The 22390-nt window shown below is 39.1% G+C and carries 22 protein-coding genes and 1 pseudogene; 16 read left to right on the top strand and 7 right to left on the bottom strand.

From position 1 onward, the window contains the following. Positions 1 to 32 precede the first annotated feature (32 nt). The 4 genes from NOL38_RS07780 to NOL38_RS07765 all read right to left on the bottom strand — a co-directional run bounded on the left by NOL38_RS07780 (position 33) and on the right by NOL38_RS07765 (position 2082). On the bottom strand, positions 33 to 701 hold the full coding sequence (locus NOL38_RS07780; protein ID WP_277941862.1) for an MIP/aquaporin family protein: 669 nt from the start codon (positions 699 to 701) through the stop codon (positions 33 to 35). A 207-nt stretch (positions 702 to 908) separates the two neighbouring features. Further along, positions 909 to 1076: a helix-turn-helix domain-containing protein gene (locus tag NOL38_RS07775; protein WP_171992907.1), complete on the bottom strand. Its 168-nt coding sequence runs from the start codon at positions 1074 to 1076 to the stop codon at positions 909 to 911. A 41-nt stretch (positions 1077 to 1117) separates the two neighbouring features. Further along, positions 1118 to 1456, bottom strand: a complete 339-nt coding sequence (gene cadX, locus NOL38_RS07770; protein ID WP_238716734.1) for a Cd(II)/Zn(II)-sensing metalloregulatory transcriptional regulator CadX — start codon at positions 1454 to 1456, stop codon at positions 1118 to 1120. An 11-nt stretch (positions 1457 to 1467) separates the two neighbouring features. After that, positions 1468 to 2082: a CadD family cadmium resistance transporter gene (locus NOL38_RS07765; protein ID WP_277941861.1), complete on the bottom strand. Its 615-nt coding sequence runs from the start codon at positions 2080 to 2082 to the stop codon at positions 1468 to 1470. 28 nt (positions 2083 to 2110) lie between these two features. On the opposite strand from NOL38_RS07765, the pseudogene NOL38_RS07760 reads away from it, so the two are divergent. The 12 genes and pseudogenes from NOL38_RS07760 to NOL38_RS07705 all read left to right on the top strand — a co-directional run. Continuing rightward, positions 2111 to 2260, top strand: a pseudogene (locus NOL38_RS07760) (FanG protein); the annotation flags it as partial. Between the two features lie 306 nt (positions 2261 to 2566). Continuing rightward, complete coding sequence (locus NOL38_RS07755) at positions 2567 to 3334, top strand: DeoR/GlpR family DNA-binding transcription regulator (protein ID WP_257384700.1); 768 nt, start codon at positions 2567 to 2569, stop codon at positions 3332 to 3334. A gap of 206 nt (positions 3335 to 3540) precedes the next feature. Next, positions 3541 to 3963 carry a galactose-6-phosphate isomerase subunit LacA gene (gene lacA / locus NOL38_RS07750; protein ID WP_002941127.1) on the top strand — a complete coding sequence of 141 codons (423 nt, stop codon included), beginning with the start codon at positions 3541 to 3543 and terminating at the stop codon, positions 3961 to 3963. 26 nt (positions 3964 to 3989) lie between these two features. Further along, positions 3990 to 4505 carry a galactose-6-phosphate isomerase subunit LacB gene (gene lacB, locus NOL38_RS07745; protein WP_002941130.1) on the top strand — a complete coding sequence of 172 codons (516 nt, stop codon included), beginning with the start codon at positions 3990 to 3992 and terminating at the stop codon, positions 4503 to 4505. A gap of 9 nt (positions 4506 to 4514) precedes the next feature. Beyond that, positions 4515 to 5447, top strand: a complete 933-nt coding sequence (locus tag NOL38_RS07740) for a tagatose-6-phosphate kinase (RefSeq protein WP_277941860.1) — start codon at positions 4515 to 4517, stop codon at positions 5445 to 5447. Position 5448: 1 nt separating this feature from the next. Continuing rightward, entirely contained in the window at positions 5449 to 6426 is a 978-nt protein-coding gene (gene lacD / locus NOL38_RS07735; protein WP_277941859.1) for a tagatose-bisphosphate aldolase, read from the top strand. Between the two features lie 187 nt (positions 6427 to 6613). Then, positions 6614 to 7447, top strand: a complete 834-nt coding sequence (locus tag NOL38_RS07730) for a PRD domain-containing protein (RefSeq protein ID WP_277941858.1) — start codon at positions 6614 to 6616, stop codon at positions 7445 to 7447. Between the two features lie 130 nt (positions 7448 to 7577). Next, positions 7578 to 7895, top strand: coding sequence for a PTS lactose/cellobiose transporter subunit IIA (locus NOL38_RS07725; RefSeq protein WP_003048451.1), 318 nt, complete (start codon positions 7578 to 7580; stop codon positions 7893 to 7895). Beyond that, positions 7895 to 9574 carry a lactose-specific PTS transporter subunit EIIC gene (locus NOL38_RS07720; protein ID WP_002941140.1) on the top strand — a complete coding sequence of 560 codons (1680 nt, stop codon included), beginning with the start codon at positions 7895 to 7897 and terminating at the stop codon, positions 9572 to 9574. Before NOL38_RS07725 ends, NOL38_RS07720 begins: the two co-directional genes overlap by 1 nt. A gap of 234 nt (positions 9575 to 9808) precedes the next feature. Continuing rightward, positions 9809 to 11215, top strand: coding sequence for a 6-phospho-beta-galactosidase (lacG, locus tag NOL38_RS07715; protein WP_027973567.1), 1407 nt, complete (start codon positions 9809 to 9811; stop codon positions 11213 to 11215). Between the two features lie 64 nt (positions 11216 to 11279). Next, the gene (locus NOL38_RS07710) at positions 11280 to 12173 is read left to right on the top strand and encodes an aldose 1-epimerase family protein (RefSeq protein ID WP_277941857.1); all 894 of its coding nucleotides are present in this window, start codon (positions 11280 to 11282) and stop codon (positions 12171 to 12173) included. Positions 12174 to 12224: 51 nt separating this feature from the next. Further along, positions 12225 to 13064, top strand: coding sequence for a metallophosphoesterase (locus tag NOL38_RS07705; protein ID WP_172101573.1), 840 nt, complete (start codon positions 12225 to 12227; stop codon positions 13062 to 13064). Between the two features lie 192 nt (positions 13065 to 13256). Here NOL38_RS07705 and rpmG read toward each other — a convergent pair whose 3' ends face one another. Next, positions 13257 to 13406: a 50S ribosomal protein L33 gene (rpmG, locus tag NOL38_RS07700; protein ID WP_002262412.1), complete on the bottom strand. Its 150-nt coding sequence runs from the start codon at positions 13404 to 13406 to the stop codon at positions 13257 to 13259. Between the two features lie 15 nt (positions 13407 to 13421). Further along, positions 13422 to 13604 carry a 50S ribosomal protein L32 gene (gene rpmF / locus NOL38_RS07695; protein ID WP_002937589.1) on the bottom strand — a complete coding sequence of 61 codons (183 nt, stop codon included), beginning with the start codon at positions 13602 to 13604 and terminating at the stop codon, positions 13422 to 13424. A gap of 275 nt (positions 13605 to 13879) precedes the next feature. On the opposite strand from rpmF, the gene hisS reads away from it, so the two are divergent. Next, the gene (gene hisS, locus NOL38_RS07690) at positions 13880 to 15163 is read left to right on the top strand and encodes a histidine--tRNA ligase (RefSeq protein WP_277941856.1); all 1284 of its coding nucleotides are present in this window, start codon (positions 13880 to 13882) and stop codon (positions 15161 to 15163) included. Positions 15164 to 15243: 80 nt separating this feature from the next. Here the strand turns inward: hisS and adhP are convergent, their stop codons facing one another. Then, a complete protein-coding gene (gene adhP, locus NOL38_RS07685) occupies positions 15244 to 16269 on the bottom strand; it encodes an alcohol dehydrogenase AdhP (protein ID WP_014636220.1) in 1026 nt (341 codons plus the stop codon). A gap of 452 nt (positions 16270 to 16721) precedes the next feature. Here adhP and adhE point away from each other — a divergent pair, with 452 nt between their 5' ends. The 3 genes from adhE to rhuM form a co-directional block, all read left to right on the top strand. Beyond that, entirely contained in the window at positions 16722 to 19373 is a 2652-nt protein-coding gene (gene adhE / locus NOL38_RS07680) for a bifunctional acetaldehyde-CoA/alcohol dehydrogenase (protein WP_024383104.1), read from the top strand. 656 nt (positions 19374 to 20029) lie between these two features. Further along, positions 20030 to 21586 carry a type I restriction-modification system subunit M gene (locus tag NOL38_RS07675; protein WP_277941855.1) on the top strand — a complete coding sequence of 519 codons (1557 nt, stop codon included), beginning with the start codon at positions 20030 to 20032 and terminating at the stop codon, positions 21584 to 21586. Beyond that, the coding region (gene rhuM / locus NOL38_RS07670; protein ID WP_277941854.1) for a RhuM family protein at positions 21576 to 22390 on the top strand (815 nt) is incomplete at its 3' end. The genes NOL38_RS07675 and rhuM, both read left to right, overlap by 11 nt.

Here is a 22390-nt window from a genome sequence, read left to right as displayed (position 1 = left end):
TGTTTTTGTTAACGTCCCAAATGACGTTGAACTTATTTTTCAGTTTCCAATAAATGTTGACCTACAAGCGCAGCAAGAGCAGCACCAACTAGCGGAGCAAGGATAAAGACCCAAACTTGGCTAAGGGCAGTTCCACCTACAAAAAGAGCTGGCGCCAAGCTACGTGCTGGGTTAACTGAAAGACCTGTCACGTTCAAGCCCAAGATGATGAGCAAAGTTAAAGTCAAGCCGATAACAAGACCTGCAATTTTTCCGTTGCCCTTGCTTGCTGAAGTTATTGTAACGATAACCAAAACAAAGATAAAGGTTGCAATTGTTTCAAACAAGAAAGCACCTGCGGCATTTACAGTTGTAAATCCATTTTCTCCTAAACTTGCTGTTGAAAGTCCAGCATTTGACAAGAAGAAACTCAAGGTTGATGAGGCAAGGATTGCTCCCAAAACTTGTGCAGCCACGTAAGTAGCAAATTCTTGTGCATTCAAACGCTTGTTGATGAACATAGCCAATGAAACAGCAGGGTTCAAATGTGCACCTGAAACAGTACCGATACTGTAAGCGGCTGCTACAATAGAAAGACCAAAGGCAAATGCAATTCCAAGATGACCAAGACCATCTACCCCATTACCAAAAACAACAGCGCCAGTCCCGATAAAGACTAACATAAATGTACCGATAAATTCGGCTAAAAACTTTTTAGACATGTTTTTTCCTCCAGTTAGCTATTTTAAACCATTTTCATGAAAATTTCAAGAAAATAGACTTTAAACTTGTGCCAGCGGATGGGGAGGGGGAAGGTTAAGATATTCCTCTCAGATACAGTTACGAAGTGTATGTTTGTGAATTGATGAATTCTTCATTACTTATTCTAAAATAAGCACATACGGATGTTACCACTAAATTGTGATTTATCAAGAGTAATAAAGCAATATTGAAGCGGTAACTTGTCGCTTTCCCTTTTCAACTTGGCTCACTTGACCTGCATTTCCTAGGTCACTTTGCTTTAAATTATACTTTTTTCTTAAACATTTGATACGAGTAGGTATTTCTTGTGAGTAATTTTCATCAAAAAATTTCATAGATAAGCCCTATAAACATGGAAAAGTAGTAAAAATAGTTGTTATCCTAGTTGATTAAAAAAATCTCTGATTTCCTCGTCTTTTATAAAATAATATATAATTTTCCCCTCTCTTCTAGTGTCCAAGATGTTTTGATTGGCTAGTTTACGAAGATGGTGGGAGGCAGATGCCATACTGAGATTTAGTAAACAGGCTATATCGCAGACACAGAGTTCTTCAACGGCAAGGAGATAAAAGATGATATTTATCTGTTTATTATCGGTAAACTTTGATAAAATGCGAAGTGATTTTTGGACTTTTTCCTTTTCAAGGTAGTTCGTTGCGGTTGTAACATTTTTTTGATTTATAACATTCACATGGCAGATACTATCTTTTTTCAAAATATTTTCTCCTAGCCTAACACAGTCCATAGCATGTCAAAACTGTTGTTTTCAATCAGGATATATATCCCCAATCCTAAATAAACAACGGCAATAAACCATCTGCTATATTTTTCCAAAGTTTCTCCAACAGAAGGGACTTGTGCCAATTTTTGGGCAGAAAAAACCAAGAGATAAATCATGACTAGAAAGGTAAGTAAAGCAACTATCAAATTCGCTAAATTTAAGGTAGTAAAATATGGGACAAAGACACCAATATTATCAGCACCACAACTTGCAAAAGTAATCATAGCGACTAGAAAAATCAGGTTTTTATTATCTTTGCTCAAACCTTCTCTGGCAAGAGCTTCTCCATCAGAATCTCCTAAAAGCAAAACTTTGAGGCCTAGGAAAATTGGAATCAAACCGAGCAAACCTAAAATCTCTTTACTAGGAATATAATCTAAGACAAATGCAAAAAGTAAACTTAGCAATATTAGACTAACGGAGCCTAGAAATTGTCCTAAATAGATGTTAATGATGTCTTTTCTGCTTTTTCTTTTGGCAAAAAATAACATTAGGATAATAAGTAAGTCTACGGCTGTCCCAGAATAAAGGATTATTGAAGTAACAACATTTTGAATCATAAAATACCTCATTCAAATATATTTTTGAATGAATTTTAACATTAAACTTTGTAGATGTCAACTTCAGCTCCACCAAAATATAGATAAGAAGTTAGTGTACCAAATATAAAAAAGCCTTGCCATCGAAATGATGACAGGGCTTAACTTCAATATCCAAATGATATATTTATCTAAAAAGGTAGAGTTCTTTTATTGTTTAAAATCATATTTCCTTACAAATAAAATAATAAGGTCTAACTTTGTAGAGTTCCCATTTGATATTATAAGTTATAATGAATTGCAGTCGGACATAATTTGCTAGAGATTAATTACCTCTATAATATTAATAAAAAAGGAATTTGGTGAAATAGTACCTTTACTACATAATAGAATAACGGATTTTTAAAAAGGTTAAGTCTCTATTCAAATTGTAATAAATGTTCAAAATTCCAACATATTCTTGTTTATTTTTGATATAATGTAAAAAAACAACAAAGGATTAAACATGAATAAACGAGAACGACTAGAAGAAATTACACGATTGGTAAACAAAAAAGGCACAGTTCGAATTTCTGAGATAGTAGAATTGCTAAATGTTACTGATATGACTGTGCGACGTGATTTTATTGAACTGGAAGAGCAAGGTGTCTTAACAAAAATTCACGGCGGTGCTAGAAGTAATAAGGCTTTTCAATATCGGGAATATTCCCATTCTGAGAAACACATTCAGAATAAGGAAGCCAAGCAAGAGATAGCGGAAAGGGCTGCACAGCTGATAGAAGATGGAGACACGGTATTTTTAGGTCCAGGAACAACAGTGGCCTTTCTGGCTGAGGCCATTAAAAATCCTCGCCTAACAGTCATCACAAACTGTATGCCTGTTTTTACCATCCTATCACAAAAGAAGACTGAGGATTTTCAAGTCTTTCTCTTGGGAGGAGAATATCGCCAAGTGACAGAATCTTTTGTAGGAGAAATTACCAATACAAGTTTAGAAAAAATGCGATTCAGCAAAATTTTCTTTTCAGGTAACGGACTTAAGGGAACTGATGTCATGACCTCTACTCTAGCTGAAGCCTATACGCAAAATATTGCCATTAAACATTCTTTAGAAAAATATCTACTGCTGGATGCCTCAAAAATTGGAAAAGATGATTTTACTTCCTTTTGTGATTTGAATGATGTAACTGCACTAGTAACAGATATGAATGCAAAGGATGAAAATTACCAATTATTACGTAAGCGCATCGAAATTATCACTACAAAATCATAAAGTTATCAAAATCAACAGTGAAATGTTGGTTTTTTGTTTGCATACGAAAAAAATAAACAAAAATAAAACAAAATATGTTGACTTTATGTTTGTTTAGTTGTATAATTTAAACATAAAAAAGCGAAAACGCTTTTTCTAAGTTTTGCAAAACAAAGATTTTCTGCCAAATATGGCTACAACTTTCTATTTTTGTTAGGAGATAGGTTATGACAATCATTATCGGTGCTGATCCAGCGGGTTCAAAACTAAAAGACGTTATTAAAGATTATTTGCTAGAAAAATCATATGACTTTAAAGATGTCAGTGATGGAAGTGATTTTGTTGATACAACTTTGGCAGTAGTTGCAGAAGTTAATCAAGAGGAAGGAAATCTTGGCATTGTGATTGATGCTTATGGTGTTGGTCCATTTATGACCGCAACTAAAGTCAAAGGCATGATCGCTGCAGAAGTTTCAGACGAACGTTCTGCCTATATGACAAGAGGACATAACAATTCGCGTATTATTACAATCGGTAGTGAGATTGTAGGAGAAGGAATTGCTAAAAATATCGTTAAAGGATTTGTTGAAGGTGAGTATGATGGTGGCCGTCACCAAATTCGTGTCGATATGCTAAATAAAATGTGCTAATTGTTGTAAACAAAGGAGAATAAGAGATGAAAATTGCAATCGGTTGTGACCACATTGTAACCTATGAAAAAATCGCTGTGGTAGATTATTTGAAAAATCAAGGATATGAAGTATTGGACTTTGGGACTTATGACAATGTTCGTACTCATTACCCAATCTTTGGTAAAAAAGTTGGTGAAGCTGTTGCAAGCGGACAAGCAGATTTGGGAATTTGTATTTGTGGAACAGGTGTTGGAATCAACAATGCTGTAAACAAGGTTCCTGGTGTTCGATCAGCCCTGGTTCGTGATATGACCTCTGCACTCTATGCAAAAGAAGAGTTAAATGCCAACGTCATTGGTTTTGGAGGAAAGATTACAGGTGAGTTGCTCATGTGCGATATCATTGAAGCCTTCATTAAAGCAGAATATAAACCAACTGAAGCAAACAAACGTTTGATTGAAAAGATTGCTGCAGTTGAAACGCTCAATCAAGAGCAGGCTAATCCAGAGTTCTTTACTGAATTTCTTGAAAAGTGGGATCGTGGAGAATACCACGACTAGGAGGCTCACATGATTTTGACAATCACTTTAAATCCGTCAGTTGATATTGCCTATCAATTGGATACCTTTCATTTGGATACGGTCAATCGAGTAGAAAAAGTTCAAAAAACAGCTGGAGGCAAGGGGCTCAATGTCACACGAGTTTTGAAACAAATTGGTGAAGATGTTGTAGCAACAGGTTTTATTGGCGGTGAGATTGGAAGCTATGTCAAGAAACAACTCACTCGAAATGATGTTAAAAACTCCTTTGTGGAAATTGGGAGCGAAACACGTAACTGTATTGCGGTTCTTCATGATGGCAAACAGACGGAGATTTTAGAACAAGGCCCAACTATTCAAGAACATGAAGCCTTGAATTTTATCGAACACCTTGAAATCGTCCTGAACAATGTAGATGTAGTTGTTATTTCAGGAAGTTTGCCTAAGGGACTTGCTAGCAATTATTATGTTGAGATTGTAGAACTTTGTAAAAAATACGGTGTAGCTGTTGTTCTGGATTGTTCTGGTGAGGCGCTGAAAAACGTTTTAGAAAGTCAGCAGAAGCCGACAGTTATTAAGCCGAATACAGAGGAGTTATCACAACTGATTGGTAAAGAAGTTACTGATGATATTCAAGAGTTGAAATCAGTTTTGTCTGGTCAACTTTTCCAAGGAATTGATTGGATAGTCGTCTCATTAGGAGCACAGGGGGCTTTTGCCAAGCACAATGACAAGTTCTATCGTGTCAGAATTCCAAAAATAAAAGTCGTCAATCCAGTAGGATCAGGAGATTCAACTGTTGCAGGTATTGCAGCAGGTTTGGTACATGCTTTACCTGAAGCAGAATTATTAAAAAATGCTAATGTTTTAGGCATGTTAAATGCCCAGGAAGAACAGACGGGTTACGTCAATTTAGAAAATGCAGAATCGTTGTATTCTCAAATCGAAGTCGAAGAGGTATAATATGGTAGTAACAGCAGACAAAAGAAAATACATGGAAAAAGTAAGCAATGAAGCAGGTATTATTTCAGCTTTAGCTTTTGATCAACGTGGAGCCCTGAAAAAAATGATGGCAAAATATCAGACAGAAGAGCCTACTGTGGAGCAGATGGAAGAACTAAAGAAACTAGTTTCAGAAGAATTAACACAGTTTTCTTCCTCAATTCTGTTAGATCCTGAATTTGGTTTGCCAGCATCACGCGCCCGTGACGAACAGTGCGGTTTGCTCCTAGCTTATGAAAAAACTGGCTATGATACCAGCTCTACTAGTCGCTTACCAGATTGCCTAGTAGAGTGGTCTGTAAAACGACTAAAAGAAGAAGGGGCAGATGCTATCAAGTTCTTACTCTATTATGATGTTGATGGAGACCAATATGTCAACCTTCAAAAACATGCCTATATTGAACGATTGGGTTCAGAATGTCAGGCTGAAGGTTTACCATTCTTCTTAGAAATTTTGAGCTATGATGAAACGATTGAAGACAATGCCAGTGTGGAATTTGCAAAAGTCAAACCTCGAAAAGTAAATGAGGCTATGAAAGTATTTTCGGATGAACGCTTTGGAGTGGATGTTCTCAAGGTAGAAGTACCTGTGAACATGAATTTTGTAGAAGGCTTTGGAACAGGGGAAGTCGTCTATACAAAAGAAGAAGCAGCTGAATATTTCCGTCAGCAAGAAGCATCAACTCATTTGCCATACATTTATCTAAGTGCAGGTGTTTCTGCTAAGCTTTTCCAAGATACACTAGTGTTTGCACATGCTGCAGGTGCTAAATTTAACGGTGTTCTCTGCGGTCGTGCGACGTGGGCGGGTGTTGTGCCAGTCTATATTGAACAGGGTGAAGAAGCTGCACGTGAATGGTTACGTACTGTTGGTCGTGAAAATATTGAGGGACTTGATGCAGTCTTGTCTCAAACAGCAACTTCTTGGCTAGAAAAATAATTGAAAAATAACCATTTTCTTAAAAGAAAGGGTTTACATTTTCTGAGAATATGCTATAATAATCTCATCAGTAAGAATAGAGTGGATTGTAACTAATTCGATTAGGCAAGACTACAAATGGATTTGAGAGTGGGATATTCTCGGTTTGTTTGTAGTCTTTTTTTGCTTAAAAATATAGGAGGGATACATGTTTAGGATTATACAGTCACTAAATAATAACGCTGCACTGGTGAAAAATGAACATGGGGAACAGGCAGTCGTGATGGGATTAGGTATAACCTTTCAAAAGAAGAAAGGGGATTTAATTGTTAAGGACAAGATAGAAAATATCTTTTCGCTAAAAAATGATGAAGCCAAAGAAAATTTTCTAACCTTATTAAAAGATATTCCCTTAGATTTTATTTCGGCAACCTACACGGTTATTAATCATCTGGTAGAAACTTATCATTATCCTGTACAAGAATATCTATATGTGACACTGACAGATCATATCTATTGTGCATATCAGGCGGTTTTAAAGAATACCTATCAAGAAAGTAGACTACCCAATATTTCATCCGAATATCCATTGGAATATAAAATGGCGCGTGAAGCCTTAGCTATGTTTCGTGAAAAGTTGCTAAATGATTTTCCAAATGATGAGATTGGTAAAATTGCACTTCACTTAATTAATGCAAAAGGTGAAACAATTCATCCCACAAGTGAAGAACATGACATCAGTAAGAAAATTATTGCTGAGGTTGAACAAATTTTGATAGATAATGGGATTAGACGCTCAAAAGAAAATAGCAATTTTTATGATCGCTTTATGATTCATTTGTCCTATTTTCTGAATTACTTAGATAGATCCCATCAGTCAAATGAATCGATTGCTAGTTTGGAACAGTACATCAAGCTCCAGAATCCAAGAGCCCATCAGGTTGGAAGTCAGATTTTTGAGATGATTACATCATTGGTTGATGAGCCAGTAAATGATAGTGAAAGGTTCTATATTGTGTTACATATTCAACGGTTATTGTAAATCATACTCTTCGTAAATCCAATTCAGACGTTGTTGCCTCAACTTGATGAACTTTAGTTCTATCTACGTTTTCGTCGCCTAGTCTGAATGGTATTTCCATTGAGTACATAAAAAATAGGAGGTTCATATTATGAACAGAGAAGAAATTACGTTATTAGGTTTTGAGATTGTTGCATTCGCTGGTGATGCACGTTCTCGTTTGATGGAGGCACTGGCTGCTGCTCAAAAAGGCGACTATGCAAAAGCAGAAGAACTAGTTGAAGCTGCCAATGCTTGTATTGTTGAAGCCCACCATGCTCAGACAAGTTTGTTGCAGAAAGAAGCGGCTGGTGAGGATTTAGCCTTTAGTGTGACGCTCATGCATGGTCAAGACCATCTCATGACGACATTATTATTGAAAGATATGATGAGTCATATGATTGAACTGTACAAACGAGGTGATAAGTAATGAATAAATTGATTGAATTCATTGAGAAAGGGAAGCCTTTCTTTGAAAAGATTTCGAGAAACCCTTATTTAAGGGCTATCCGTGATGGTTTTATCGCTGCCATGCCAGTTATCTTGTTCTCAAGTATCTTCCTATTGGTGGCATTTGTTCCTAATATCTTTGGTTTTACTTGGTCTGATGAAGCAGTTGCGGCTATCATGAAACCTTACGGTTATACAATGGGTATTGTAGCTGTCCTAGTTGCAGGAACGACCGCAAAATCTTTGACAGATGCGTTTAACCGTCAATTGCCAAAAACCAATCAAATCAACTTCATTTCAACCATGATTGCTTCAATTTCAGGCTTCTTATTACTGGCTTCTGATGGTATTGAAGGTGGATTTGCCAATGGTTACATGGGAACTAAGGGACTTTTGACAGCCTTTCTAGCTGCCTTCATTACGGTTAATATCTATAAGGTCTGTGTGAAAAACAATGTTACCATTCGTATGCCAGACGAAGTTCCACCGAACGTATCCCAGGCATTTAAAGATGTGATTCCATATGCATTGTCTATCTTTGTCTTGTATGGAATTGATCTTGTGACACGTCAATTCCTTGGAACAAACGTTGCTGAGGCGATTCTGAAATTATTTGAGCCTCTATTTACAGCCGCAGATGGTTATGTTGGTATTACAATTATCTTTGGTGCCTATGCTTTGTTCTGGTTTGTAGGGATTCATGGTCCATCTATTGTGGAACCAGCAATTGCAGCCATTACTTATGCCAATATTGAAACCAACTTCCAGCTTCTACAGGCGGGTCAACATGCGGACAAAATCCTGACTTCAGGTACTCAAATGTTTATCGTGACAATGGGTGGTACAGGTGCTACCTTGGTTGTGCCATTTATGTTTATGTGGTTGACTAAGTCTAAACGAAATAAAGCAATTGGACGTGCTTCAGTTGTTCCAACTTTCTTTGGTGTAAACGAACCGATCTTGTTCGGTGCACCACTTGTACTCAACCCAGTATTCTTTGTTCCATTCATCTTAGCTCCAATTGCTAACGTATGGATTTTCAAATTCTTTGTTGATACGCTAAAAATGAACAGTTTCAGCGTTAACTTGCCATGGACAACTCCAGGACCATTGGGGATTGTAATGGGAACAAACTTTGCTCCACTAGCCTTCGCACTAGCTATCTTGTTGGTAGTTGTCGATGTACTTATCTATTATCCATTCTTGAAAGTTTACGATGAGCAAATTCTTGCTGAAGAACAATCAGGGAAAGTTGAAAATAGCTTGAAAGAGAAAGTAGCAGCTAATTTCAATACCGCCAAAGCGGATGCTATTCTTGAAAAGGCTGCAGTCGATACCGAAATTTCTGAACAAACCAACGTTCTGGTACTTTGTGCAGGGGGTGGTACAAGCGGATTGCTTGCCAACGCTCTAACTAAAGCTGCAAAAGAATATGGTGTTCCAGTTACAGCTACAGCAGGAAGTTATGGGGCGCACCGTGAGATTTTGCCAGAGTATCAATTAGTCATCCTTGCACCACAAGTAGCATCGAACTATGATGATATAAAACAAGAAACCGATGCATTGGGCATTAAACTCGCCAAAACTGAAGGGGCTCAATACATTAAACTCACACGTGATGGTCAAGGTGCTCTTGACTTTGTCAAACAACAGTTTTAGAACCTATATTCACGGTTCAGCACTTCCATCTAAGGCTAGTTTTTCAGCTACTCATCGTTAGTTTTTTTCAAAATACAGTCAGTATTCCCTCAAAAAACCGCCTTGATTAGCGAAAAACTATCTCTTATATACAAGCACTTCACTTGTGAATACAGGTTCTTAATCAAAAGGGGAGGGAGTTATCATCTCCAACTCCTACCCCTTTATTTATTTTTGATAGAAGAAGGTAGGCATATGGTTAAAACATTACCGAAAGATTTTATATTTGGTGGAGCAACTGCTGCATATCAAGCAGAGGGTGCTACACAGACGGATGGAAAAGGTCGTGTTGCGTGGGACAAGTATCTAGAAGATAATTACTGGTACACTGCGGAACCAGCTTCTGATTTTTATAATCGTTATCCAGTTGATTTAGAACTAAGTGAACAGTTTGGTGTGAATGGCATTCGGATTTCAATTGCGTGGTCTCGTATCTTCCCAACAGGCTTTGGAGAAGTGAATCCAAAGGGAGTAGAGTATTACCATAAATTATTTGCGGAATGCCATAAACGTCATGTAGAACCATTTGTAACGCTTCACCATTTTGATACACCAGAAACGCTACATTCTAATGGTGACTTTCTAAATCGAGAAAATATTGAGCACTTCGTCAATTACGCAGCGTTTTGCTTCAAAGAATTCCCCGAAGTTAATTACTGGACAACCTTTAATGAAATCGGTCCAATTGGTGATGGGCAATATCTAGTTGGGAAGTTCCCACCAGGGATTCAGTATGACTTAGCTAAGGTATTCCAATCTCACCACAATATGATGGTTTCACATGCCAAGGCAGTTAAGCTCTACAAGGATGCTGGTTATAGTGGAGAAATTGGTGTTGTACACGCATTGCCAACGAAATATCCTTATGATCCAAGCAATCCTGACGATGTTCGTGCAGCGGAACTAGAAGATATTATTCATAATAAATTTATCCTAGATGCAACATACTTGGGTTACTATTCTGAAAAAACGCTTGAAGGTGTTCGACATATTCTGAAAGTGAATGGTGGGGAATTAGATCTTCGTGATGAAGATTTCGCTGCCTTAGATGCCGCAAAAGATTTGAACGACTTCTTGGGCATCAATTACTATATGAGTGATTGGATGAGGGCTCATGACGGTGAGACTGAAATTATCCATAATGGTAAGGGGGAAAAGGGAAGTTCTAAGTATCAAATCAAGGGAGTTGGTCGTAGAGAGTCTCCAGTTGATATTCCAAAAACGGACTGGGATTGGATTATCTATCCGCAAGGCCTTTATGATCAAATCATGCGTGTGAAAAATGACTATCCAAACTATAAGAAAATCTACATCACTGAAAACGGCCTAGGCTATAAAGATGAGTTTGTAGATGGTACAGTCTATGACGATGGTCGAATCGACTACGTGAAAAAGCATTTAGAAGTGATTTCAGATGCTATCTCAGATGGTGCCAACGTTAAAGGTTATTTCATCTGGTCCTTGATGGATGTATTTTCTTGGTCAAATGGATACGAGAAACGATATGGTTTGTTCTATGTTGACTTTGAGACCCAAGAACGTTATCCAAAGAAAAGTGCTTATTGGTATAAAAAAGTAGCGGAAACACAGGTTATTGAATAAAACTAATACAAGGATGCCTAGCTCAAGTTAGCATCCTTGTTTTCATATAAGGGAGGCAGTTTTTATGCTCGAATTAAAAAATGAGAACTTAACAGTACAATTTTCTGAATTAGGCGGGCAAATTACTTCTATTAAAGACAAGGATGGTATCGAATATCTTTGGCAAGGTGATCCGACCTATTGGAGCGGTCAAGCACCAGTTCTATTTCCGATTTGTGGAAGTTTACGAAATGATTGGGCTATCTATGAACCTGCAGAAAGGCCGACATTTACAGGCACAATTCCAAGGCATGGACTTGTGAGAAAAATGATGTTCAAAAATGTAAATAGTACAGAGAACTCTTTGGAATTTTCTATTTCATCAAATGAGGAAACTGTCAAAAATTACCCTTTTGAATTTGAACTTTCCATTAACTACTCACTACTTGGCAATACAATTCGAACTGAATATCGGGTGAAAAACCTTGAGGGACATAGAAAGCTACCTTACTTTATTGGAGGTCACCCAGGTTTTAATTGTCCCTTGTTGGATGGTGAGAGTTATGAAGACTATTATTTAGAATTTGAAAAAGTAGAATCTTGTACAGTACCTAAAAGTTTTCCAGAAACTGGCTTACTTGATCTGCGAGACCGCCGGCCATTCTTGGAAAAACAAAAAACCTTGGACTTGTCCTATAAACTGTTTGAGCATGATGCCATAACATTGGATCGATTAGCATCACGAAAGGTAACCTTGAAATCAAAAAATCATCAGAAGAAACTTTCGATTGCATTTGATGATTTTCCATATTTAGTGATTTGGTCAACTACAAATCAGAGTCCCTTTATCGCATTAGAACCATGGAGCGGACTCTCTACTTCATTGGAAGAATCTGATATTTTCAATGCCAAACGAAGTATTAGCTATGTTGCTCCAAAAGAGGTTGATACAAAATATTTTGATATTATTATTGAGTAACCTTTTGAAAATGTTTGTTCGTTACAGAAATTTGGTAAAATAGTTCGAATAATGAAAAAACTAAAAAATATTAAGCCACGATGGTTTGTTTTTATTTGTATCCTAATTTTTCTTGCTTTAGGTTTTGACAGTCGGCTTCAAGTAACTCATTACAGGCTTGTCAGTCCCAAAATATCTCAGCCAATCAGACTTGCTCTAATTACTGATTTACACTCATCAAATTACGGTAAAAATCAGATACAAATCCTGGAAACATTAGAGAAAGAAGGTCCAGATGTCATTTTATTAGGTGGAGATATTTTTGATGATAAACTTTCTGACAGAAAAACTCTAGAATTGTTAAGTGGGCTAGGAAAATTTAATCATACTTACTATGTGTCAGGTAATCATGAAATATGGAGTAATCGATATGATCAGATGCTGGAACATCTGAGACAACAGAATGTGGTCGTATTATCTGGAGATAGTAGTAGAGTTGATGTAAGGGGGCAGTCTATCACTGTTTCAGGCATTGATGATCCTGAATATTTTCAAAAGTATGATACTAGCGAGAATTTGCTAGACCAACTTGAAGACATAAAAGGGAAGCAAATAAGCACTGACTTCCAAGTTTTACTAGCGCACCGACCAGAACTAATTGATACTTATCAAAAGTATGGATTTGATTTAGTGTTATCTGGTCATGCGCATGGAGGACAATGGAGAGTGCCTTATTTGGTTAATGGTGTATTTGCGCCTAATCAAGGTTTTCTTCCGAAATATGCAGGTGGTTTATATGAAGTTGAAAATTCGTATTTTATTGTAAGCAGGGGTCTGGCCAAAGAATCTACACGAGTACCAAGATTCTTTAATCGCCCAGAAATTATCATTGTAGATCTTGTTAATACGTAACTTCACTTCTTTCTAATCACTCAAAAACCCACTGACTTAATTAGCCAGTGGGTTTATTACTTATCCGAATCAAAATCTTATTTCAAAAAAGGTAGTGATTCGACTGATTTGTACTGCAATGTAATGAAAGTTCATCTTTCAAAAATCGCTTAAAATCAAGGTTTCTACCGTCTATTGATGTGTAGTGAATCCCTATTTTACCTCAGTAAAAATCACGTGCTTACGCAATTTTGGTGAGTATTTTTTCAATTGAAGACGGTCTGGAGTGTTACGTTTGTTTTTTGAAGTAAGGTACAAACGCTCACCAGATTCTTTGTGTTCAAGTGTAATATTTACGCGCATGGTATCTCCCTTCTATTATTCAGCTGAAGCAGCCTTAGCGATTTTACGTCCTTTGTAGTATCCTTTCAAAGATACACGGTGAGAACGTGAGTAATCTCCAGTAGTTTCATCAAATTTCACAGTTGGAGCTGCTACTTTATAGTGAGTACGACGTTTGTTTTTCTTCGCTTTTGAAGTGCGACGTGCAGGTACTGCCATTTCTTTCTTCCTCCATTAAATGTCAGGGCCAAGCCCCTTTTAAATCTAAAAATAGTGCGTATGACTTTCGTCAACTCTAACAGTATAACAAAAGTTTTTTGTAAAGTAAAGTTACTTGACAGATTTTTTCCACTTTTTTGGAAAATAGCAGAGCATTTATGGTAAAATAAGGAGGATTGCAAGGCTCGACTGGTAGAGTTTGAGCCCTTATGACTTAATTTGGAAAGGAATAAGCACAACTTCGAGTGATATAAGTTGGCTTTATACACTTTATTATGAAACTACAAAAACCTAAAGGAACACAGGATTTACTACCGCAGGATTCTGCCAAATGGCAGTACGTGGAAAACTTTACCCGCAGCATTTTCAAACAGTACAATTACGCTGAGATTCGCACACCGATCTTCGAGCATTACGAGGTGATCAGCCGTTCGGTTGGCGATACGACGGACATTGTGACCAAGGAGATGTACGATTTCTATGACAAGGGAGAGCGTCATATCACCCTCCGTCCAGAAGGGACGGCACCGGTTGTTCGCTCCTATGTAGAAAACAAGCTCTTTGCCCCAGAAGTACAAAAACCTGCTAAGTTCTACTACATGGGTCCCATGTTCCGCTATGAGCGTCCGCAGGCTGGTCGTCTACGCCAGTTCCACCAGATTGGTGTGGAGTGTTTTGGTTCCAATAACCCAGCGACAGACGTAGAAACCATTGCTATGGCCTATCACTTCTTTGAAGAGTTGGGGATCAAGGACATTCGCCTCCACCTCAACAGTCTGGGTAATCCCGAGAGCCGTACCGCTTATCGCCAGGCTTTGATTGACTATCTGACCCCGCTCAAGGACCAGCTTTCCAAGGATAGCCAGCGCCGCTTGGAAGAAAATCCCTTGCGTGTGTTGGATTCCAAGGAAAAAGAAGACAAGATTGCTGTGGAAAATGCACCGTCTATCTTGGACTATCTAGATGAAGAAAGTACAGCTCATTTTGAAGCGGTCAAGTCTATGTTGGACAGTCTAGGTATTGCTTATATGATTGACACCAACATGGTGCGTGGTTTGGACTACTATAACCACACTATTTTCGAGTTTATGACAGAGGTAGGTGGCAACGACCTGACCATCTGTGCCGGTGGCCGTTATGACGGTTTGGTGACCTACTTTGGCGGACCAGAAACGCCAGCTTTTGGCTTTGGTATGGGCATTGAGCGCCTCATCCTAGTCCTTGAAAAGCAAGGCATTGAGCTCCCTCTCGACACCCAATTAGATGTTTACATCGCGGTTTTAGGTCAGGAGGCCAATAGCGGAGCGTTGGAGCTGGTTCAAGCCATCCGCAAGCAAGGTTTCCGTGCAGAACGAGACTACCTTGACCGCAAGCTCAAGGCCCAGTTTAAGTCAGCAGATGTCTTTGGAGCCAAGGCCATCATTACCCTGGGTGGTAGCGAAATCGAATCTGGACAGGTTGTGGTCAAAAATAACCAGACAAGAAGTCAAGTTGAAACTAGCTTGGAAACACTCAAAACAGATTTTGCAAGTATTTTAGAAGAATTGGAGAAGCAGTAGTCTAAAGCTGCTTCTTTTTATTTTAGAAAGCAAAAAAGAAGTGATTGGATAATCACTTCTTGAAAATAGTGGAGAACGCATTAGTGTGAGTGGCAGAAGTCTAAGACCATGCGGCCTTGAATAGTTCCCGCTGCCATTTCATCAAAGACTGCTTCGGCATCTTCGACTGGACGTTTTTGAACGACCGGAACAACTAGTCCCATAGCACCGAAGTGGAAGGCTTCTTCTAAATCTTTACGAGTACCAACTAGTGAGCCGACCACTTTGATACCGTCTAGCACAGTCTTCACGATACTGAGGTCCATGTATTCAGATGGAAGTCCGACAGCCACCACATAGCCACCAGCACGAACACTGTCAATAGCTTGGTTGAAGGCTACTTTGGAAACAGCTGTTACAACAGTAGAGTGTACACCGCCACCAGTAATTTCTTTAATATATCCAGGAACATCTTCTACTTCAAGTCCGTTGATCGTCACATCTGCACCAACTTCTTTGGCGAGTTCCAATTTATCATTATTAATGTCTACAGCGATAACATGAGCGTTGAAGACTTTTTTAGCGTATTGTACAGCAAGGTTTCCGAGTCCACCAGCACCATAGATAGCGATCCATTGACCTGGTTCCAAGTGAGCTTCTTTAATCGCTTTGTAGCAAGTAACGCCAGCACAAGTGATAGAACTTGCTTGAGCTGGATCAAGACCTTCTGGAACTTTTACTGCATAGTCTGCTGTTACAATACATTGCTCAGCCATACCACCGTCAACAGAGTAGCCTGCATTTTTTACGGTACGGCAGAGAGTTTCGCGACCGGTTGTACAATATTCACACATACCACAGCCTTGGAAGAACCAAGCAACGCTGACACGGTCACCTACTTTTAGACTGGTAACACCAGGTGCGATTTCTGTAACAATACCGATTCCTTCGTGACCAAGAACGCGACCAGGGACCTTACCAAAATCACCATTGGCAACGTGGAGGTCAGTGTGACAAACACCACAGTACTCAATTTGGACCAAAGCCTCACCAGCTTCGAGTGGACGAAGTTCCTTTTCGACAACGACAACACCAGTAGATTCTGGATTTACAACGACTGCTTTCATAAGCAGACCTCCTGTTTTAATATTTTATGTACATTTTTGGATGTGTTAATATAGTTCTTTTATATTGTTAAGAATATCACAATGTAGACAAAAATGCAAGAGTGGAAAAGGAGGGACAAATGAATATAAAATTGAAAATTATCACGTAATTACTACAAAATTTTCAAAAAAATCTATTTACTTGGAAGCGTTTTCCTGATAAACTAGTATCGTAAGTGTTAGAGAAAGAATAAATGATAAAGATTTGTCTTGCTTTATGTACTTTTCGACCAAATAAAGCAGAAACAAATTTGAATGTTTTCTGAAAACAGGAAAAAGTAAGCGTTTTCTATAACAAAACAGAAAAAATGTGAAAAAATTAACAATTTCTCTTTACAAATAAAATAAAAAATAGTAGAATAACATTGTGAAAAAGTTAACAAATAGTTAACGAGTATATTTGGAGGAACACAATGGCTGATAAAAAAGTAGTATCACCAGAAGAAAAGTTGGTAGAAGCGCGTAAGCACGTCGATGAGCTTGTTCAAAAAGGTTTGGTTGCTCTTGATGAGTTCCGTAAACTTGGTCAAGAAGAAGTAGACTATATTGTAGCGAAAGCTTCGGTTGCAGCCCTTGATAAACACGGTGAATTGGCAATGCACGCCTTTGAAGAAACCAAACGTGGTGTATTCGAAGACAAGGCTACTAAGAACTTGTTTGCCTGTGAGCACGTTGTCAATAACATGCGCCACACGAAAACTGTTGGTGTTATCGAAGAAGATGAAGTGACAGGTTTGACTTTGATTGCTGAGCCGGTCGGTGTTGTTTGTGGTATCACACCAACAACAAACCCAACTTCTACAGCAATCTTTAAATCATTGATTGCCTTGAAGACACGTAATCCGATTGTCTTTGCCTTCCACCCATCTGCACAAGAATCTTCTGCTCATGCGGCTCGTGTTGTCTATGAAGCAGCTGTGGCAGCTGGTGCCCCTGAAAACTGTATCCAGTGGATTACAAAACCATCTATGGAAGCAACGTCTGAGTTGATGAAACATGATGGTATTGCAACAATCCTTGCAACTGGTGGTAACGCAATGGTGCGTGCAGCTTACTCTTGTGGTAAACCTGCCCTTGGTGTAGGTGCAGGTAACGTTCCAGCCTATGTTGAAAAATCAGCAAATATCCGTCAGGCAGCACATGACATCGTTATGTCTAAGTCATTTGACAACGGTATGGTCTGTGCGTCAGAACAAGCAGTTATCATTGATAAAGAAGTTTACGATGAGTTTGTAGCAGAGTTCAAATCTTACAAAACTTACTTCGTTAATAAGAAAGAAAAAGCTCTTCTTGAAGAATACTGCTTCGGTGTGAAAGCAAACAGCAAAAACTGTGCTGAAGGTAAATTGAACGCAGACATCGTTGGTCGCCCAGCTGCATGGATCGCTGAGCAGGCTGGCTTCTCAGTACCAGAAGGTACAAACATCTTGGCAGCTGAGGTTGCTGAAATCGGTGAGAAAGAACCATTGACTCGTGAGAAATTGTCACCTGTTATTGCCGTCTTGAAAGTTGATGGTCGTGCAGAAGGTCTTGAAGCAGCTCGCCAAATGGTTGAATTCCACGGTCTCGGTCACTCTGCAGCTATTCATACGGAAGACGCAGAATTGGCGAAAGAGTTTGGTACAATCGTACGTGCTATCCGTGTTATTTGGAACTCTCCATCTACTTTCGGTGGTATCGGTGATGTTTACAACGCATTCTTGCCATCATTGACACTTGGTTGTGGTTCTTACGGACGCAACTCAATCAGTGATAACGTAAGTGCTATGAACTTGCTCAACATCAAGAAAGTAGGAAGACGTAGAAATAATATGCAATGGTTTAAAGTTCCTTCTAAAACATACTTCGAACGTGATTCTATCCAATATCTCCAAAAATGCCGTGACGTTGAACGTGTCATGATCGTTACAGACCGTGCCATGGTAGAACTTGGATTCCTAGATCGTATCATCGAACAATTGGACCTGCGTCGTAATAAAGTTGTTTATCAAATCTTCTCAGACGTTGAGCCAGATCCAGACATCACAACGGTTTATAAAGGTACAGAATTGATGCGTACCTTCAAACCAGATACAATCATCGCACTCGGTGGTGGTTCACCAATGGATGCTGCCAAAGTTATGTGGCTCTTCTACGAACAACCAACAGTTGATTTCCATGACCTAGTTCAAAAATTCATGGATATCCGTAAACGTGCCTTCAAGTTCCCAGAACTTGGTAAGAAATCTAAGTTTATTGCGATTCCAACTACATCAGGTACAGGTTCAGAAGTAACACCGTTCGCCGTAATCTCTGATAAAGCAAACAACCGTAAATACCCAATCGCTGACTACTCATTGACACCAACTGTGGCAATCGTTGACCCAGCACTCGTATTGACAGTACCTGCACACGTTACAGCGGATACTGGTATGGACGTATTGACTCACGCTACAGAAGCATACGTTTCAACAGTAGCAAACGACTTTACAGATGGTTTAGCACTTCAAGCTATCAAACTAGTATTTGAAAACCTTGAAAGCTCAGTGAAGAATGCTGACTTTGTATCACGTGAGAAAATGCACAACGCATCAACTATGGCAGGTATGGCCTTCGCCAACGCATTCCTAGGTATTTCTCACTCAATGGCTCATAAGATTGGTGGACGTTTCCATACTGTTCACGGTCGTACAAACGCTATCTTGCTTCCATACGTTATCCGCTACAACGGTACTCGTCCAGCCAAGACAGCTACATGGCCTAAGTACAACTACTATAAAGCAGATGAAAAATACCAAGACATCGCTCGTCTTCTAGGCTTGCCATGTTCAACACCAGAAGAAGCTGTTGCAGCATACGCACAAGCAGTTTACGATCTCGGTGAACGCATCGGTATCCAAATGAACTTGAAAGCACAAGGTATCGACGAGAAAGAACTCAAAGAACACTCTCGCGAATTGGCTCTTCTTGCCTACGAAGATCAATGTACCCCAGCTAACCCACGTCTAGCAATGGTTGACCACATGCAAGAAATCATTGAGGATGCCTACTACGGTTACAAAGAACGTCCAGGTCGTTTGAAATAATCCTATTCCGTCGTCTTTCGTCGTTAGATTTCCTCGGTGAACTTCAGTTCTACCTTCGTCAATCTGCCTAGAAAGACTTAGGACTAGAATTATTTCTGTCCCATTTTGAAAATCCTTCCTTGATGGTTTAGCTTCGCCTTCGCCACCTAGACTCTCTTAGGAAAAACTGATTTCAAAATGAACATGTAAGTGTTGTTGCATAAGTCCTTCCTTGATTGAGGATAACTTGCTTCACGATACATCGTTAAAGCTCCTTGTCTAACTTTAGTTATGTCTACGTCGCTTTGCCTAGTCTCGTTTAGAAAATCATCTCTTGATGATTTTAGGAAAAACTGATTTCAAAATGAACATGCAAGTGTTTGTTAACAAATCCTTTCTTAATAATCCTTGTATGAACAATTGGACTAGCCTCCAAAACTTTCTCAAACACCAGCTTACGTGAGTAGGTTGGTGTTTTTGTGCATGAATAGTTGATTAATAAATGTTGATAAGGTAAAGGTCATTGCGAAATCTGACTTTACTAGTCTATATTGGTAATTTATGCGTTTGAAGTTGTGTTGTATGTTGGGGTAGAAAATATCCCTCGGGACAAGGTTCTCTAGTGGGCAAAAAAATGGTATACTAATGCTAGTTTTTAATAAATCGAGGTAATAATCATGTCGGAACAAGCACAAAGACAGGAACTTCACCGGAAAATATGGGCGATTGCTGATAAGGTACGGGGAGCAGTAGATGGCTGGGATTTCAAACAATATGTTTTGGGGATTTTATTCTACCGTTTTATCAGTGAGAATTTTAAAAATTACATCGAGGGTGGAGATCCGGATGTAGATTATGCCAGTTTTCCAGAAGAACAGATAACTGATATTATCAAAGATGATGCAGTCAAAACCAAGGGATATTTTATCTATCCGTCGCAGTTATTTTCAAATGTGGTGAAACAGGCTAGAGGTAACGTAAATCTTAACACGGAGTTGAGGAAGATTTTTGATGCCATTGAGGATAGTGCGATTGGCTATGACAGTGAGCATGATATCAAGGGCCTCTTTGATGATGTTGACACGCGGAGTAACCGTCTGGGTAATTCCGTTGCGGAAAGAAATCAGCGTTTGGTGGATATTTTAGAAGAGATTGCCAATCTTGATTTTGGGGATTTCGAGGACAACAAAATTGACCTTTTTGGTGATGCCTATGAGTTCTTGATTTCAAACTATGCTTCCAACGCTGGGAAATCAGGTGGAGAGTTTTTCACCCCTCAAAGCGTGTCCAAGTTGCTGGCTAAGATTGTCATGCTGGGAAAAGACGAGAAGAACAAGATTAACAAAATTTACGACCCTGCGTGTGGATCAGGCTCTCTCTTGCTTCAAGCTAAGAAACAGTTTACTGAACATATCATCGAGGATGGTTTTTATGGACAGGAAATCAATATGACCACCTATAACCTGGCTCGGATGAATATGTTTCTTCACAACATTAACTATGATAAATTTAGCATTGAGCGTGGCAATACCCTGCTGGACCCCAAACATGGCAACGACAAGCCTTTTGATGCCATCGTGTCTAACCCACCGTATTCTATCAAGTGGATTGGCAGCGATGATCCAACCTTAATCAATGATGATCGCTTTGCACCAGCTGGGATTTTGGCTCCAAAGTCCAAGGCTGACTTTGCCTTCATCATGCACAGTCTTTCCTATCTTTCGTCAAAAGGCAGAGCAGCCATCGTGACCTTCCCTGGTATTTTTTATCGTGGAGGTGCAGAGCAAAAAATCCGGAAGTACCTAGTAGACGGAAACTTTGTGGAGGCTGTTATTCAGCTACCGGATAATCTCTTTTTTGGAACCTCTATTGCCACCTGTATTCTTGTTTTGGCTAAAAATAAGACTAGGACAGATACACTCTTTATAGATGCCAGTCGGGAATTTAAAAAAGAAACCAATAATAACATCTTAACAGAAGACAATATCCAGAATATTTTAGAAGGCTTTGACAAGGGAGAAGACAAGGAATACTTTGTTTCAGTTGCATCACATGAGAAGATTGTCGAAAATGATTACAACCTGTCTGTTTCGACCTATGTAGAAAAGGAAGATACGCGAGAGAATATTGACATCGTTCAGTTGAACAAAGATATCGCTGAAACTGTGAAGAATATTGACCGTCTACGTGCTGAGATTGACAAGATTGTGGAGGAGTTGAGTCATGACCAATGATATCATCATCTACACAACAGATGACGGCAAGGCATCAATCGAACTTCATCTGGACAATGGAACAGTCTGGCTGACCCAGTTGGAGTTGGCGGAACTTTTTCAGACTTCCAAGCAGAATATCAGCAAGCATATTAAGGCTATTTTTGAGGACGGCGAACTGACGGAAGAGGCAACTGTCAACTATAAGTTGACAGTTCAAAAAGAAGGTAGTAGAAATGTGCAAAGACAGGTAGTCTATTACAATCTGGATATGATACTAGCTATCGGCTACCGGGTACGGTCACCTCGTGGGGTACAATTTCGGAACTACGCTTCAACGGTTTTAAAAGAGTACTTGATCAAAGGCTTTGCTATGGACGACGACCGTTTGAAAAAATTGGGTGGGGGAGCTTATTTCAAGGAACTCCTTGACCGCATTCGAGACATTCGTTCAAGCGAAAAAGTGTTTTATCGTCAGATTTTAGACTTGTTTGCGACCTCAAGTGACTATAATGCAAGAAGTAGTGAAGCCCAGCAATTTTTTGCAACGGTGCAAAATAAGTTGCATTACGCCATTCATCACCATACCGCAAGTGAACTGATTTACACTAGAGTAGATAGTGAGAAGGAATTTATGGGCTTGATGACCTTCAAGGGTGAATTGCCAACTTTGTCGGAGGCTACGGTTGCCAAAAATTATCTGACCGAGCAAGAGTTACAAGGTCTCAATCAGTTGGTATCGGGGTATTTGGACTTTGCCGAGAGGCAGGCCCAACGTCAGATTGTCATGACCATGGCAGATTGGATCCAGCACGTGGATCGGAT

The organism is Streptococcus suis, assembly GCF_029616525.1.
Lineage (GTDB): Bacteria > Bacillota > Bacilli > Lactobacillales > Streptococcaceae > Streptococcus > Streptococcus suis_AF.
Note: the sequence above shows the minus strand (reverse complement) of the source record. Positions and strands in the feature narration are given on the sequence as shown.